Origin of the sequence: Oribacterium sinus, assembly GCF_963537195.1 — a bacterium.
GTDB classification, from domain to species: domain Bacteria; phylum Bacillota; class Clostridia; order Lachnospirales; family Lachnospiraceae; genus Oribacterium; species Oribacterium sinus_A.
Genome location: NZ_CAUTEG010000017.1, coordinates 1 through 15,523 on the forward strand (window position 1 = coordinate 1; position 15,523 = coordinate 15,523).

Annotated in this window: 14 protein-coding genes; all 14 read left to right on the forward strand. The window is 44.0% G+C overall.

Features of this window, described 5'->3' with window-relative positions; genetic code table 11:
* The coding region (locus RYL27_RS03505; protein ID WP_314965277.1) for a [Fe-Fe] hydrogenase large subunit C-terminal domain-containing protein at window positions 1-677 on the forward strand (677 nt) is incomplete at its 5' end.
* Between the two features lie 399 nt (window positions 678-1,076).
* Entirely contained in the window at window positions 1,077-1,994 is a 918-nt protein-coding gene (locus tag RYL27_RS03510; protein ID WP_314965279.1) for an ABC transporter permease, read from the forward strand.
* A 10-nt stretch (window positions 1,995-2,004) separates the two neighbouring features.
* A complete protein-coding gene (locus tag RYL27_RS03515; protein WP_314965281.1) occupies window positions 2,005-3,057 on the forward strand; it encodes an ABC transporter permease in 1,053 nt (350 codons plus the stop codon).
* Window positions 3,058-3,067: 10 nt separating this feature from the next.
* Entirely contained in the window at window positions 3,068-4,072 is a 1,005-nt protein-coding gene (locus tag RYL27_RS03520) for an ABC transporter ATP-binding protein (protein ID WP_314965283.1), read from the forward strand.
* Window positions 4,073-5,053: an ABC transporter ATP-binding protein gene (locus RYL27_RS03525; protein WP_314668384.1), complete on the forward strand. Its 981-nt coding sequence runs from the start codon at window positions 4,073-4,075 to the stop codon at window positions 5,051-5,053. It begins immediately after the preceding gene.
* Window positions 5,054-5,212: 159 nt separating this feature from the next.
* Window positions 5,213-6,886 (forward strand): peptide ABC transporter substrate-binding protein, encoded by a 1,674-nt coding sequence (locus tag RYL27_RS03530; RefSeq protein ID WP_314965284.1) that lies wholly within the window; start codon window positions 5,213-5,215, stop codon window positions 6,884-6,886.
* 140 nt (window positions 6,887-7,026) lie between these two features.
* On the forward strand, window positions 7,027-8,697 hold the full coding sequence (locus RYL27_RS03535) for a peptide ABC transporter substrate-binding protein (protein ID WP_314965286.1): 1,671 nt from the start codon (window positions 7,027-7,029) through the stop codon (window positions 8,695-8,697).
* A 106-nt stretch (window positions 8,698-8,803) separates the two neighbouring features.
* Window positions 8,804-9,508: a UMP kinase gene (gene pyrH / locus RYL27_RS03540; protein WP_183683983.1), complete on the forward strand. Its 705-nt coding sequence runs from the start codon at window positions 8,804-8,806 to the stop codon at window positions 9,506-9,508.
* Window positions 9,509-9,639: 131 nt separating this feature from the next.
* On the forward strand, window positions 9,640-10,194 hold the full coding sequence (gene frr / locus RYL27_RS03545) for a ribosome recycling factor (RefSeq protein WP_007156174.1): 555 nt from the start codon (window positions 9,640-9,642) through the stop codon (window positions 10,192-10,194).
* Window positions 10,191-10,928: an isoprenyl transferase gene (locus tag RYL27_RS03550; RefSeq protein ID WP_314965288.1), complete on the forward strand. Its 738-nt coding sequence runs from the start codon at window positions 10,191-10,193 to the stop codon at window positions 10,926-10,928. The genes frr and RYL27_RS03550 overlap by 4 nt, the downstream gene beginning before the upstream one ends.
* A gap of 111 nt (window positions 10,929-11,039) precedes the next feature.
* On the forward strand, window positions 11,040-11,915 hold the full coding sequence (locus RYL27_RS03555) for a phosphatidate cytidylyltransferase (RefSeq protein WP_314965290.1): 876 nt from the start codon (window positions 11,040-11,042) through the stop codon (window positions 11,913-11,915).
* Between the two features lie 181 nt (window positions 11,916-12,096).
* Window positions 12,097-13,248 (forward strand): 1-deoxy-D-xylulose-5-phosphate reductoisomerase, encoded by a 1,152-nt coding sequence (gene dxr / locus RYL27_RS03560; RefSeq protein WP_314965292.1) that lies wholly within the window; start codon window positions 12,097-12,099, stop codon window positions 13,246-13,248.
* Window positions 13,245-14,420, forward strand: coding sequence for a M50 family metallopeptidase (locus tag RYL27_RS03565; RefSeq protein ID WP_314965294.1), 1,176 nt, complete (start codon window positions 13,245-13,247; stop codon window positions 14,418-14,420). The genes dxr and RYL27_RS03565 overlap by 4 nt, the downstream gene beginning before the upstream one ends.
* 22 nt (window positions 14,421-14,442) lie before the next feature.
* Window positions 14,443-15,507 carry a flavodoxin-dependent (E)-4-hydroxy-3-methylbut-2-enyl-diphosphate synthase gene (gene ispG / locus RYL27_RS03570; protein ID WP_314328069.1) on the forward strand — a complete coding sequence of 355 codons (1,065 nt, stop codon included), beginning with the start codon at window positions 14,443-14,445 and terminating at the stop codon, window positions 15,505-15,507.
* Window positions 15,508-15,523 lie beyond the last annotated feature (16 nt).

Here is a 15,523-nt window from a genome sequence, read left to right on the forward strand (position 1 = left end):
CCTGTCTTGCGAAAAAAGCGGAATGCTCCTATCCCAATATGACAGACAGCGAAGGCAATTTTGATGTAGATGTAGCTTTAACCACAAGAGAGGTGAATCGCTTGATTCGGGCTATGCATATCTCACCCAAGAAGATGAAGGATATAGAGCTGGATATGCCTTTAGGACTGGGCTCCGGTGCAGGTAATATTTTCGGCGCAACCGGCGGTGTTATGGAGGCGGCTTTACGTTCCGCATATTATCTGGCAACAGGAGAGAATCCGGATCCGGATGCTTTCAAGGATGTAAGAGGAATGGACGGCTGGAAAGAATCCTCCTTTGATATTGCCGGCAATAAGCTAAAGATTGCCGTAGTTAACGGATTGGCTAATGCAGATCGCCTTTTAACAGCTCTAAAGAAGGGACAGGTGCATTATGACTTTGTAGAAGTCATGGCTTGCCCGGGAGGTTGTGTAGGCGGTGGTGGCCAGCCGATTCATGATCAGAAGGAAATGGCTGCCCATCGTGCACCGGTTCTCTATAAGCAGGATCGGGAAGGAACCCTTCGTTTCTGTCATGAGAATCCTTCTATCAAGCTGGTTTACCAGGATTATCTGGAGAAACCCCTATCTGAAAGAGCGGAAGAGCTTCTGCATACCAGTCAAAAGGGCTGGCTGATGCCGGGAGAAAGTGAATAAGATATTTTTCTACCATAGAGTTTTCTATTCTATACGGAGAAGGGACTGTAAAAATCAAAATAGTTTTCTTGTTTTGATTTTTTACAGTCTCTTCTCTTTTTTTGCTCTAAAGCAGATATTGCACACCGAGCGGGGGATACTCGTTAAGATTATAAATTCATTTTTATTCATTAGTGCGAATAAAAATGATGAGTTTATGCGATATTAAAGACACAAAATAGAGTCTTTATTTGGCTGTGTCTTTTGATAAAATTAAAAAATTTATTGATAAAAAGAAAGATTCCAAGAATTGTCTAAAAAAAATGCAATCTGATGCCAAAAATTCATTTTATTGTGTCTTGAAAGTCCGGGGCATATCGTGTATATTTCTCTGTAAATTCATTAAAGAAGGAGGGCGCTATGCCAAAGTATATTTTAAAAAGGGCGATTATGTCCTTAATTACAGCCTTTTTGGTAGCAACATTAACATTTTTTGTTATGAATATGGTTCCGGGAGGGCCGTTCTTGTCCGAGAAGGCAGTAACGCCTCAGGCCCAGGCTGCTATGGAGGCGAAATATGGTTTGGATAAGCCTTTATTTCAGCAATACACCACCTATATGACCGGCATTTTAAAGGGAGACTTCGGTTTATCCATTAAGAAGAGGGGAAGAACGGTATCCCAGATTATAGGAACGAAGTTTCCGGTTTCCGCAAAGGTGGGAGGACTTGCACTAATCCTTGCAGTTTGCACCGGAATTCCTTTAGGGGCCGTAGCTGCATTTAACAGAGGAAAGTTTATTGATAACCTTTTGGTGGTTTTATCCACTGCGGGAATAGCCATTCCTTCCTTTCTGTCCTCTACGATTTTAATTTATATCTTCACCACGAAGTTAAAATGGCTGCCTTCTCTTGGCTTAAAGGATGCCCAAAGCTATATTATGCCGGTGGTGGCCTTGGCTTTATATCCCACCTTCTATATGGCACGATTGATGCGTTCTTCCATGCTGGATGTTATGGGGCAGGATTATATGAGAACCGCAAAGGCCAAGGGGGTTACAACTTTTAAAGCAATTTTCAAGCATGCCTTACGAAATGCAATCTTACCGGTGATTACTTATCTTGGACCCTTGCTTGCCGCTTTAATGACCGGTTCCTTCATTATTGAAAAGATTTTCAATATTCCGGGACTTGGTTCGGAGTTCGTAAGCTCTATTACCAGCCGAGATTATTCCATGATTATGGGAACCACCATTTTCCTGGCGGTATTTATTATTATCATGAACCTTTTCGTGGATATTGCTTACGCAATTGTGGATCCGAGAATTAAATTAAAGTAAGGAGAATAAAATGGAAGAAATAAAGAATAATCCCTTGAGCCTTCAGTGGAGCTTGGAAGATTTTACTCCGGCTTCTGTGGAGGATAAGGAGTCTCTGGTCTTTATGAGAGAATCCGTAAGCTTCTGGAAGGACGGCTTGCATCGTTTCCGGAAAAATAAAATTGCTATGAGTGCCCTGTTTATTGTTTTTTTGATTACTATTTTCTGCTTTCTGGTACCCAGCTTTTATCCCTATAAGTATGAACAGCAGATGAAGGGCTCGGAGCGTTTGGCTCCCATGCAGTACTCAAAGACGGAGCAGAAGCAAATTGATGCAGGGGAAAAGGTTTTTCCGCATCTTTTGGGAACGGATCAAAATGGTCGTGACTATATGATTCGTGTACTGGTAGGAGGAAGAGTCTCCATGACGGTAGGTCTTGTGGCTTCCGTTTTGATCCTGGTCATTGGCTCCATATTTGGGGCAATCGCCGGATACTTCGGCGGATTAGTGGATATGATTATGATGCGAATCGTGGATATTATCTACACGGTTCCCGACGTACTGATTATTATCCTTTTGGCTCAGACCTTGAAGTTCCCTCTGGAAGCATTGGCCAGCAAACCGGGCTTTGCCTGGATGCAAAAGCTTGGCTCCAATATGATTTCCATGTTTATCGTATTTGCTTTGCTCTACTGGGTGGGAATGGCCAGAATCGTCCGCTCTCAGATTATGGTTTTAAAGCAGAGTGAGTATGTTACCGCGGCAAAGGCTTTGGGTGCAGGATCCGGTCGTATTATCTTTAAGCATTTGATTGTAAACTGTATCGGTACCCTGATTGTAACCACTACCTTACAGATTCCCAGTTCCATTTTTACCGAGTCCTTCCTTTCCTTTTTAGGACTGGGTGTACAGGCACCGATGCCATCTTTGGGATCTTTGGCCAGTGCCGCTTTAAACGGATTCCAAACCTATCCGGAAAAACTTTTTGCCCCGGCTTTCTTGATTTTTATTATCATTTTAAGCTTTAACCTTTTGGGAGATGGCCTGCGTGATGCCTTTGACCCGAAATTGAAACAGCAGTAAGGAGGAAAATATGTCCGGTCAATATCTTGTGGATATTCAAGAAGAGCGTTTATCCTTCTTTACTCCGGCGGGAGAGGTAAAGGCTTTAAATAACGTTACCCTGCAAATGCGCGAGGGAGAAGTTTTAGGAATTGTTGGAGAATCCGGTTCCGGAAAATCCGTTACCGCCTACTCCATTATGGGACTTACCGCCCAGAACGGTAAGATCGTGGGAGGCTCGGTAGAGTTTAATGGTCATAAAATCCATGAAATGAGTGAAAAGGAGCTCCGGAAGATTAGAGGTAATGAAGTCAGCATTATTTTCCAGGATCCCATGACCTCTTTGAACCCGGTATGGACTGTTGGAAATCAGATTGCGGAAGCGGTTTCCCTTCATACGGATAAAAAGGGAAGAGCGGCTATGGAGAGAGCCAAGGAGCTTTTGGAATTGGTTGGTATTAATGAGCCGGAGAAGCGATTAAAGCAGTATCCCCATGAGCTTTCAGGAGGTATGCGGCAAAGAGTAATGATTGCCATCGCCTTGGCTTGTGAGCCTAAGCTTTTAATTGCTGACGAACCTACTACTGCGCTGGACGTAACCATTCAGGCACAGATTTTAGAGTTGATGCAGGAGTTAAAGCAGAAATTGGGCATGGGAATTATTATGATTACCCATGACTTAGGGGTTGTGGCCTCCATGTGCGATTATATTGCAGTAATGTACGCCGGAGAAATTGTGGAATATGGAACAACGGATGATATTTTCTATAATCCGAAGCATGAATATACCAAGGGGCTGCTTCGTTCTATTCCAAAATTCCATGAGCATGACTATTCCAAGCTGGTACCTATTGAAGGACAGCCGGTGGATCTTCTGAATCCCCCAAAGGGTTGCGGCTTTGCGCCAAGATGCAGTAACTGTATGAAGCTTTGTCTAACCCATAAGCCGGAGAAGAATCAGTATGAGGGTGTGCATTATGCCAGATGTTTTATGCAACAGAAGGAAGAATTTTTGAAGGAAAGGGGGGAAGCGTAAATGCCGGAGCGTTTATTAGAGGTAAGTCACTTAAAGCAGTATTTTCCTGTGGCAGGAAGCAATAAGGTGGTTAAGGCTGTGGATGATGTTTCCTTCTTTATCAATAAGGGAGAAACCTTTGGTCTGGTAGGAGAGTCCGGCTGCGGCAAAACTACAACAGGCCGTTCTATCCTTCGTTTAACAGAGCCTACCGGCGGAAGTATCACTTATGGCGGAGAAGTCATCTTTGATGCGGAAAAGAAAATCAAGAAGAATATGCTTCCCTACAGAAGGAAGATGCAGATTGTTTTCCAAGATCCTTACGCATCTTTGGATCCCAGAATGACTGTAGAGGATATTGTTGGAGAAGCTATTGATATTCACAAGCTTTGTGCTTCCAAGGCGGAGAGAAGGGAGAAGATTTTATCTTTATTGTCAAAGGTAGGACTGAATTCGGAGCATGCCAACCGTTATCCCCATGAGTTCTCCGGAGGACAGCGGCAAAGAATCGGGATTGCAAGAGCTTTAGCAGTGGATCCTGAATTTATCGTTTGTGATGAGCCGGTTTCTGCTTTGGACGTGTCCATCCAGGCTCAGGTAGTGAATATGTTTGAGGATTTGCAAGAGGAGCTGGGATTGACCTATCTCTTCATCGCCCATGATTTATCTATCGTAAATCATATTTCCTCCAGAATTGGGGTAATGTATCTGGGGCATTTGGTGGAGCTGGCGGATAGTGATACCATCACCTTCCATTCACTGCATCCTTATACCAAGTCCTTAATTTCTGCGGTTCCCATTGCAGATCCAAAGGTGGCCAGAGCATCCCATAGAATTATCTTATCCGGAGATGTCCCATCCCCGGTAAATCCGCCATCAGGTTGTCCCTTCCGCACCCGTTGTCCCTATGCAGACGGTTTATGTGCGGAGAAGAAGCCGGAATTTAAAGAGGTGGAAAGCGGACATTTTGCAGCCTGTCATCATTTAGACAGGGTGAATTAACAGATAAAGCCATACTGTCATAATAGGAATAGCAGTAAGGTGGGGTGTTTAATCCTGTTGCAATACATGAGGTTTAGGAGTGATTCAAAAGCTTATGAGCAAAGAATAGGCTCCTTCCTATATAGACACTATGACCAATATTTTAGAAGGGAGAAATTTATGAGAAAAGCAAAGTACCTACTTCCCATTGCGGCTTTGAGTTTGGCCTTTTTGGTTTCCTGTGGCGGAGCCGATAAGAGCAAACAGGAATCTAAGGGGGAAAGCGGCAGTCAGGCTGCTGAGGCTTCTGAAGCTTCCGCAGGTGGAGAACTTAATGTTCAGGTTGGTTCTTCTCCGGAAACCATGGATCCTGCTTTAAACTCTGCATCCGATGGAGCCACCTATATTCTGCATGCCTTTACCGGTCTGCTCAGTATAGACAAGAATTCCGATGTTGTGCCCGGACTTGCGGAAAAATGGGAACATTCCGATGACGGACTTACTTGGACTTTTCATCTTCGTCCCGACTTAAAGTGGTCTGACGGAACGGATTTAACGGCAGAGGACTTCGTATATAGCTGGAAGCGCTTGGCAGATCCCGCTTTGGCAGCTCCCTACGGCTATGATTTACTAAGTGTGGTGGCAGGTTATGAAGAGGCTTCCAACGGGGATCTGGATGCTTTACAGGTTTCCGCTCCTGATAAAGATACCTTTGTGGTAAAGCTAAGTAGTCCCTGCACCTTCTTTGACCAGATTGCAGCATTTGTTTCTACAGCTCCCGTACAGAAAAAGACGGTAGAAGAAAATGGAGATGCCTGGGCAACAAAGCCGGAAACTTATGTCAGCAGCGGACCTTATCGCATGACGGAATATGTGGATGGGGATAGAATCGTTTATGAGAAGAATCCGTATTATTATGACAAGGATAATATCACCTTTGATAAGATTGTTTGGCATCTGATTGAAGATGGAAACTCTGTTTATACCGCTTACAATCAGGGAGAATTGGATTTGGCAAAAACCCTTCCTTCCGAAGAGATTCCAAGCCTTAAGGGAAATGAGGAATTTCACTTGGATCCGATGATGGGTACCTATTATATCAGCTTTAATACCCAGAAGGCTCCCTTTAACGATCCTAAGGTAAGAGAGGCTCTTTCCTTAGCGGTGGATAGAGATTATGTGGCCAATACCATTATGCAGGGAACCTATACTCCCGCAAACAATCTGGTTGGTCCCGGAATCAGTGATGCAGCGGAGAACTCCTCCTTTGAAGAGGTGACCAAAGAAAAGTACGGTAATTTCTTTGATAACAGTAAATACGAAGAGAACCTTGCAAAAGCCAAGGAATTACTGGCTGAAGCAGGCTATCCAAACGGACAGGGATTCCCGACATTTTCCTACCTGACCAATGATGCCAGCTACCATAAGCCTGTAGCAGAGTACCTGCAAAATGCTTGGGGGCAGTTGGGACTGACCATGAACATCGATATCCAGGAGTGGAAGACTGTAACCGCAAATCGCCGTTCCGGAAACTATGATGTGGCAAGAAACGGTTGGGTAATGGATTACAACGATCCTTCCAATATGATTAACCTCTTTGAAACCGGAAACGGTAACAATGACGGTAAGTACAGCAATCCGGATTTTGATGCTTTGGTGGACAAGGCGAGAAAGACTGCAAATGTAGAGGAGCACTATGATTATCTGCATCAGGCGGAGCAGGTTCTGTTAAAGGACTATGGCGCTTGTCCTGTGGCTTACTACACGGAGTTTTATCTGGAGAAGCCGAACTTAAGCAATGTTTGGCATACCCCAACGGGATATTTCCTATTTATGTATGGTAAAAAAGCTTAAAAGAAATTTAAAAAGTATATAAAAGAAAAACGGTCGGGCATTGTCCTGACCGTTTTTCTATGGTAGAATCTCAAAGGTTTTTAACTTAACGATTGTTTCGAGTTTTTCGAAACGCTTCGTTTCATTGAAGAGGAGGAGTAATGAAGAAAAAAATTTTTCTGGGACTTTCCATGGCTGTAGCTGTATCCTTGGCGGCCTGCGGAGGACAAAAATCAGCAGACAACGGAAAGCAGGGAAGTGATGCTACAAAGGCGGAGGGAGCAGAGGCTTCCGATAATTCCGTATTAAACGTGGAAATCGGACCACCCCAAGAGACAATTGATCCTGCATTAAACAACGCCAGAGAAGCGGCAAACATGATTAACCACACCTTTGAAGGACTTTTACGCTATGATAAGGACGGAAACATCGTTCCCGCTCAGGCGGAAAGCTATGAGAAGAGTGATGACGGATTAACTTATACCTTCCATTTACGGGATGGCTTAAAGTGGTCTGACGGTACAGATTTAACCGCTAAGGATTTTCTTTATTCTTGGAAGAGAGTAGCCGATCCTGCCACTGCAGCGCCCTATGCGGAAGAGCTTTTGGGCATGGTGAAGGGCTATAAGGAGGCCTCTGCAGGCAATCTGGATGCTTTGGGAATAGAAGCACCGGATGATAAGACCTTTGTTATCCATCTTGCCTATCCCTGTAGCTATTTCGAGCAAATCTGTGCTTTTGCGGTAATGGTTCCGGTACAGGAGGCTACCATTGAAGCAAACGGAGACGCTTGGACCAACACTGCTGAGACTTACGTTTCCAACGGTCCATACTATGTATCCGCCTATACCCAGGATGAGCAGTATGTTTTGACCAAGAACCCGAATTACTGGGATAAGGATAACGTTACCTTTGAAACCATTAACTGGCTTTTGGTAAAGGACTCCAATGCAGCTTATACCGCTTACAATCAGGGAGACCTGGATTTCTCCAGAGATTTCCCCAAGGAGGAGTTAGAGAGTGTTCAAAAGACAGCAGATTATCATATTGATCCCCTGCGCGGAACCTATTTTATGATTTTCAACTGCAATAAGGAGCCTTTCAACAATCCTAAGGTGAGAGCGGCATTATCCTTGGCATTGGATCGTGATTATATTGCCAACAGCATTATGCAGGGGCTTTACAGTCCGGCAACCAACTTCGTGGGAACCGGTGTTTCCGATGCGAAGGAAGGAAGTTCCTTTGAGAAGGTTACCGAGGAAAAGTATGGCAATGCTTTTGATTTAAAGGGCTATGATGCACAGCTTGCAAAGGCAAAGGAGCTTTTGGCTGAGGCAGGTTACCCCAATGGAGAGGGCTTCCCTGCATTTACCTATGCAACCAATGATACGGATTATCATAAGCCGGTAGCGGAGTATGCTCAGGATGTATGGAAAAAGGAGCTTGGATTAAATTGCTCTATTAACATTTTGGAGTGGGCAAGCTTTACGGCAGACCGTCGTTCCGGAAACTTTGACATTGCAAGACAGGGATGGCTCTATGACTGGGATGATCCTGCCAATATGTTAAATCTTTTGGTGACTACCAACGGAAACAATGACGGTAAGTATTCTAATCCGGAATATGACTCCATTATGGATAAGGCAAAGACCCTTACCGACAAGGCAGCTTACTATGATGCTATGCATGAGGCAGAGCAGTTAGCTCTTAAGGATGCCGCTATTGCTCCTATTGCCTACTACAATGATACCTGGTTACAGAAAGAGAATTTAAAGAATGTATGGCATCATCCAAACGGTTTCTGGTATTTCATGCATGCTACAAAGGAATAATTAAAAGAATCCTTCGTAAAGTTTATTTTTACAGGAAAAAGCCTCGGAAGAATTGCCGAGGCTTTTTTTGTATGGTAAACTAGGGAAAGTCAAAAGGGAGGTTAGTATGCCAAATAGAAGAGTGATGTTAAAGCTTTCCGGAGAAGCCCTGGCAGGGGAAAAGCACTTCGGTTTTTCCGATGATGTGATTTTTGCCGTAGCCAAGCAGGTGAAGGAAGCCGTAAGCCAAGGGGTGGAAGTCGCCATTGTGATTGGCGGAGGCAATTTCTGGAGAGGAAGACAGTCAGAGCAGGTGGACCGCTACAAAGCAGATCAGGTGGGAATTTTAGCCACCATGATGAACTGTATTTATGTCTCTGAAATTTTCCGCATCAGCGGATTGAAAACGAAGATTATGTCCTCCATTGCCGTAGGAGATATGGCGGAGCTTTTTTCCAAGGATAAGGCGGTGAAGGCTTTGAAAAAAGGACAGGTGGTATTTTGCGCCGGAGGTACGGGACATCCCTTCTTTTCTACGGATACCGGAGTAGTTCTTCGGGCATTGGAATTGGAATGTAAGGAGATTCTTTTGGCTAAGGCCATTGACGGCGTTTATGATAAGGATCCCAAGAAGTTTCCGGATGCAAAGAAATATGAAAGCTTAAGCATTGATGAGGTAGTGGAGAAAAAACTGCAGGTAATTGACCTGTCCGCATCCATTCTTTGCTTGGAAAACAGACTTCCCTTGTCCGTATTTTCTTTAGAAGAGGAAGACGGTATTGCCAAGGCTCTTTTGGGAGAGCATAGAGGCACCAGAGTTACAGCGGATTGAGTTTCAAAAAGAATCATTGTCCTATAAACGAGATATCGCACGCTTTGCGAGCGATACTCGTTATGAATAAAGCTTTATTCCATGAAATAAAGCTTTAGTATACAAGATAAGAAGAGCCGGAGGAAAGAAAGATGGATGATCAATTTACCATTTACATTGAGAAGATGCACAAGACTCACGATAACCTGATGAGTGAGCTGGGAACTATTCGTGCAGGAAGAGCCAACCCCCACGTTTTAGACCGTATTATGGTGGATTACTACGGTACACCCACCCCGATTCAGCAGGTAGGAAACGTATCTGTACCGGAGGCGAGAATTCTTCAGATTCAGCCTTGGGATAAGTCTGTTATGAAGGAAATTGAAAAAGCAATCAATATGTCTGAACTGGGAATAAATCCTACCAATGACGGACAGGTGATTCGTCTGGTTTTTCCGGAGCTTACCGAGGAGAGACGTAAAGAATTAACCAAGGATGTAAAGAAAAAGGGAGAGGCCGCTAAGATTGCCATTCGAAATATTCGTAGGGATGCTATGGATTTAGCGAAGAAGCTGGAAAAGAATGCGGAAATCACCGAGGATGACCTGAGTAGACAAACCAAGGATATTCAGGAGCTTACAGACCATATGATTGAGAAAATTGACAAGTCTGTTGAGGCTAAGAATAAGGAATTAATGACTGTATGATTTTTCAAAATAATCAAGAGCAAAGAAGCCTTCCAAGGCACATTGCCATCATCTTGGATGGCAATGGTCGTTGGGCGGCTTCTCATGCGTTACCAAGGGCTTTAGGCCATAAAAAGGGTTGTGAGACGCTGGAACAAACCGTGGAAGATTGTGCCAGGCTTGGCATAGAGTATTTAACGGTTTACGGATTTTCCACGGAAAACTGGAAACGTTCCGAGGAAGAAGTGGGAGCTTTGATGCAGCTCTTTCGCTTCTATATGAAAAAGTTAATCACCGTAGCCAATGCCAATAATGTTCGAGCGAAAATGATTGGGGAAAGAAGTCGTTTTCCGGAGGATATACAAAAAGGAATTGCCGAGCTGGAAGAGAGCACCAAGGGAAATACCGGTATGCTTTTCAGCTTTGCCGTAAATTACGGGGGCAGAGACGAGATGATTAGAGCTATTCGTAAAATTGCCCTGGAAAGTTCTCCTTCAGAGCTCAGCGAGAAGCTTTCTCATCTTACGGAAGAAGAGTTCTCGAACTATCTGGATACTGCAGGAACGCCGGATCCGGATTTAGTGATTCGCACCTCCGGAGAGTTTCGTACCTCCAACTTCCTCCTATGGCAGTCCGCCTATGCGGAGTATTATATCAGCTCAGTATACTGGCCGGACTTTAACTTGGAAGAGCTGGAAAAGGCCATTTCCTCCTATCAGAGCAGGGAGCGACGCTTTGGTGGACGGAAGGCATAAACAATTTGTCTTTCTTTTACAGGAACTTTTATTCTATGAAGCTAGGAATGTAAGGAAGAATAACTTTGAAAATTGTTTAGGGATTATAGAAATTATAGTAAAGGGTAGTATATGGTAGAACAAAAGGAAAATAGGACGGAACAAAGTAAGGGACAAAATGAACACAAGTTGAGTTCTTTTCTGACAAGGCTGATTAGCGGTATTGCTCTGCTTTTACTGTTATTTGGAATTCTTCCTCTGGGAGCTTTACCGGTCTTGTTTTTTTGCCTATTTTTATCTCTCTTTGCCACTTATGAATTATTGCATTGCTTTTCCTTAGATAAGAAGGGGATTTCTTTCTTGTCTTATTTTTTTGTTGTTCTTTACTATTCAGCCTTATTTTTGCACCTTCCTATTTCTTTCTTTTTGCTTCTTTCTTATCTTTTTCTTTTGGGATTCTATTATGTATTAAGCTATCCCAAAGCGGATATTCGGGAGATTGCACTGCTCTTTTTGGTTTTTCCCTACGCCGGAATTCTTTTATCTTATATTTACCTGTGTAGGAGTCTTCCCCATGGGAAGATTCTGGTCTGGCTGGTGTTTTTATCCAGCTGGGGAGCGGATACCTGTGCCTACTGCGCCGGACTTCTCTTTGGAAAGCATAAAATGACGCCGGTTTTAAGTCCGAAAAAGACTTGGGAAGGTGCTGTGGGAGGTATTCTTGGAGCGGGGATTTTATCCTTCCTTTTTGCAATTGTCTTTAAGGGGCACGGACTTCCTTTGCATTTATCCCCCTTATTATTGGCGCTGGCAGTATCCCTTGCCGCCTTATTTTCCATAGGTGGAGATTTGATGGCCTCCGGAATGAAAAGGGATTTTCAGATCAAGGATTACAGCCATCTGATTCCCGGACATGGAGGAATTTTGGATCGTTTTGATTCTGTTCTGTTTACGGCGCCCATTATTTACTATGGCATAACAGTTTTAGATTATTTTAAAAAGATTTAATACAAAAGAAGGAAAAACAATCGTCCCTCACTTTATAATAAGCAAGAAAAACATAGATAAGAACTGAAGCAATAAAGAAAAACGACAAATTTAATAATATCGCAACACTAAATCGTCATGTTAGACTTATCCTTGATATACTTATAAAGTAAGTCTTCACTGTAATTTGGGAAGGTAGAGAATGAATATCGTAATTTTAGGGAGCAGCGGGTCTATCGGAACCCAGTGTCTATCCCTTTTAAAGGATCATCCAGAGCATAAGGTCATTGGACTTTCGGTGAAATCCAAAATAGAGCTTTTGAAGGAGCAGGCTAAAGAATGGCAGGTTCCCAAGCTTTGTGTATATGAAGAAGCTTTAGCGGAAAAGCTTTCCACCGATTTGGATATGCCGGTGTCTTCCGGAATGGAGGGCTTGATAGAGCTGGCCACACTTCCGGAGGCAGATATGGTGGTGATTGCTTTAGTGGGAATGATTGGGATTCTCCCCACAATATCCGCGATCAAAGCAGGGAAAAAAATTGCATTAGCCAATAAAGAAACGCTGGTTTGTGCAGGGCATTTGATTATGCCTATGCTTTCGGAATACCGGGCGAAGCTCTTTCCCATTGACTCGGAACATTCCGCCATCTGGCAATGCCTTCGGGGGGAAGAAGAAAAATCTGTGGAATCTATCTTGTTAACGGCATCCGGCGGTCCTTTTTTCGGGCTAAAAAAGGAAGAGATGGAAGGGAAAACCAAGGCGGATGCCTTAAAGCACCCTAACTGGTCCATGGGACAAAAAATCACCATTGATTCCGCTACCATGGTGAATAAGGGTTTGGAAATGATGGAAGCCCACTGGCTCTTTAATATTCCCATGGAGAAGATTCAGGTAGTGATTCAGCGGGAAAGTATTTTACATTCTGCGGTAGTCTTTCAGGATGGCGCAGTAAAGGGGCAGATGGGGGTACCGGATATGCGCCTGCCCATTGCCTACGCTCTCTTCCAAGAGGAAAGGGAGTGTTACCGGGAACAAAGAATAGATTTTTCCAAGGTCTTTTCCCTGCATTTCTTTCCTCCTTCCTTGGAGGATTTTCCGGGGCTTGCTTTGGGAATGGAGGCCGGTGCCAAAGGAGGCAGTATGCCTACGGTATATAATGCGGCTAACGAAGAATCAGTTCGCTTGTTCTTAGAGGATAAAATTCGTTTCATGGAGATTCCAAGAAGCATTGCCCATTGCATGAAGGAACACGAAAAAACTTGGATAGAATTTCCTTCTGTAGAGGAAATTTTCGAAACGGAGCAGTGGGCCAGAGAAGAAGTAAGAAGATTACATAAGGAGGAGAAGAATTGAGTATAGTATTGGCCATACTTGCCCTGTCATTTTTGGTTTTTTTCCATGAACTGGGGCATTTTCTTGCGGCTAAGTTTTTTCATGTAGGGGTAAATGAGTTTTCCATTGGGATGGGACCCAGACTCCTATCCTTTTTATATAAAAATACCCGATATAGCTTAAAGTTACTCCCCTTGGGGGGGAGCTGTGCCATGCTGGGAGAGGATGCGGCAGGCTCCGGTGATTTTCTGGCTCCAAAGCAGGAGGATAATGCGGAAAATGTCTATAATTTTGATGGAGTAATTTATAGCGAAGAAGAATTAAAGACGAAGAGCTTTGAAGGAAAGCCGGCTTGGCAGCGTTTTATTATCTGTATTGCCGGCGTTTTCAACAACTTCCTTTTAGGCTTTTTGATTGCTCTTTTCCTCACCGGAACGATTGGGGTACAGCTTCCGAAAATTGCTGCCTCCAATGTATCTACTCCTGCCATGGAAAGCGGTTTACAGGAGGGAGATGAGATTCGCTTCATTAAAATCGGAAATGCCAAAGGAAGAACTGTTCATAGCTACTCCGAGCTTGCCATGTATATGGAGCTTCATAAGGAGGAGGTGCAGGAAGGAGAAGTCAGTCTTACGGTTCTTCGAGATGGGGAAAAGCTTAGTTTTCAGTTCCCTGCCTATAAGGATCCTTCTACAGGACTTTATCGTATGGGCGTGGCTCTTTCCTCTGAGCGAGTGAAGTTTCAAAACCCTTTAAAGACTATAGAGTACAGCTTTTATGAACTGGCCTTCAATGCCAGAGTGGTGATTGACAGTCTGGCATTGATTGGTAAGGGAAAGGTAAGCAGACAGGAAGTTATGGGTCCGGTGGGTACGGTTGCGGTCATCGGAGAAAGTGTTTCCAGCTCCAGCCAATACGGATTTTTCGTAATGCTACTGGTTTTACTAAACTTAAGCATGATGTTGAGCGTAAATTTGGCGGTAATGAACCTTTTGCCTATTCCCGCCCTGGATGGAGGACGATTGCTGTTCATTCTTTTGGAAATGCTGGCAAGAAAGAAACTGAATCCCAAGTGGGAGGAGCGAATCAATACCGCAGGGATGGTTTTTCTACTAGCCCTTATGGTATTGATTGTCGGAAATGATGTGTTTAATTTGTTGACCGGAGCCTATTCGAAATATTTTAGCTCATAAGTTTATTGTATAAAGGAATACTATGTTCAAAAGAGAAGATACAAGGGTGGTAGAAGTAGGAAAACTTAAAATCGGCGGTGGGAATCCGGTGGTTTTACAGTCCATGTGTAATACCAAGACGGAGGATATCAAGGGAAGTATAGCCCAAATTCTTAGACTGGCAGAGGCCGGCTGTGAACTGATTAGGCTTACCGTACCTACAAAAGAAGCGGCATTTGCCTTAAAGGAGATAAAGGCGGCTTCTCCTATTCCTATTGTTGCGGATATCCATTTCGACTACCGCATGGCGATTCTTGCCATGGAAAACGGCGCGGATAAAATCCGTATTAATCCGGGAAACATCGGCTCTTCGGAAAGGCTTCGGGCTGTGGTGGACTGCGCCAAGGAAAGAAAGATTCCCATTCGAATCGGGGTAAATTCCGGTTCCCTGGAAAAGGAAGTTTTGGAAAAATATCATGGTAGAGTTACTGCACAGGGACTTGCTGAGTCTGCCTTGGCGAATTTGCGTTTGGTAGAGGAAATGGGCTATCAGAATTTGGTACTTTCCATGAAGTCTTCCGATGTTTTGATGGCGGTGGAAGCCCATAAAATTGTGGCAGAATCCTGCCCCTATCCTTTGCATGTAGGCATCACAGAATCCGGAACAGTTTGGTCCGGAAATATCAAATCCGCCATGGGACTGGCCATGATTTTGGGAGAAGGAATCGGAGATACGATTCGTGTGAGCCTTTCTGCAGACCCTGTGGAAGAAATCAAAAGCGGAAGACTAATCTTGGAAACTCTGGGACTGAAAAAGGGTGGTATCCATGTGGTTTCCTGTCCTACCTGTGGAAGGACGGATATTGATCTGATTTCTCTTGCCAATGCAGTGGAAAAACTTGTCCAGTCCTATCCGGAAAAGTCCTTAAAGCTTGCGGTAATGGGCTGTGTGGTAAACGGTCCCGGAGAGGCCAAGGAGGCGGATCTGGCCATTGCCGGGGGCAAGGGTGTAGGGCTTTTGATGAAGCGCGGTGAAGTGATTCGGAAGGTGGAAGAGAAGGATTTGCTTTCCGCCCTCAAGGAGGAAATAGAAAAATACCCTGATTAAATAAACAGAAAGGATA

What these genes read in the sequence shown, in the direction of transcription:
- RYL27_RS03510 (WP_314965279.1), top strand. Translation starts at nt 1,077, where the DNA reads ATGCCAAAGTATATTTTAAAAAGGGCGATTATGTCCTTAATTACAGCC.
- RYL27_RS03515 (WP_314965281.1), top strand. Translation starts at nt 2,005, where the DNA reads ATGGAAGAAATAAAGAATAATCCCTTGAGCCTTCAGTGGAGCTTGGAA.
- RYL27_RS03520 (WP_314965283.1), top strand. Translation starts at nt 3,068, where the DNA reads ATGTCCGGTCAATATCTTGTGGATATTCAAGAAGAGCGTTTATCCTTC.
- RYL27_RS03525 (WP_314668384.1), top strand. Translation starts at nt 4,073, where the DNA reads ATGCCGGAGCGTTTATTAGAGGTAAGTCACTTAAAGCAGTATTTTCCT.
- RYL27_RS03530 (WP_314965284.1), top strand. Translation starts at nt 5,213, where the DNA reads ATGAGAAAAGCAAAGTACCTACTTCCCATTGCGGCTTTGAGTTTGGCC.
- RYL27_RS03535 (WP_314965286.1), top strand. Translation starts at nt 7,027, where the DNA reads ATGAAGAAAAAAATTTTTCTGGGACTTTCCATGGCTGTAGCTGTATCC.
- pyrH (WP_183683983.1), top strand. Translation starts at nt 8,804, where the DNA reads ATGCCAAATAGAAGAGTGATGTTAAAGCTTTCCGGAGAAGCCCTGGCA.
- frr (WP_007156174.1), top strand. Translation starts at nt 9,640, where the DNA reads ATGGATGATCAATTTACCATTTACATTGAGAAGATGCACAAGACTCAC.
- RYL27_RS03550 (WP_314965288.1), top strand. Translation starts at nt 10,191, where the DNA reads ATGATTTTTCAAAATAATCAAGAGCAAAGAAGCCTTCCAAGGCACATT.
- RYL27_RS03555 (WP_314965290.1), top strand. Translation starts at nt 11,040, where the DNA reads ATGGTAGAACAAAAGGAAAATAGGACGGAACAAAGTAAGGGACAAAAT.
- dxr (WP_314965292.1), top strand. Translation starts at nt 12,097, where the DNA reads ATGAATATCGTAATTTTAGGGAGCAGCGGGTCTATCGGAACCCAGTGT.
- ispG (WP_314328069.1), top strand. Translation starts at nt 14,443, where the DNA reads ATGTTCAAAAGAGAAGATACAAGGGTGGTAGAAGTAGGAAAACTTAAA.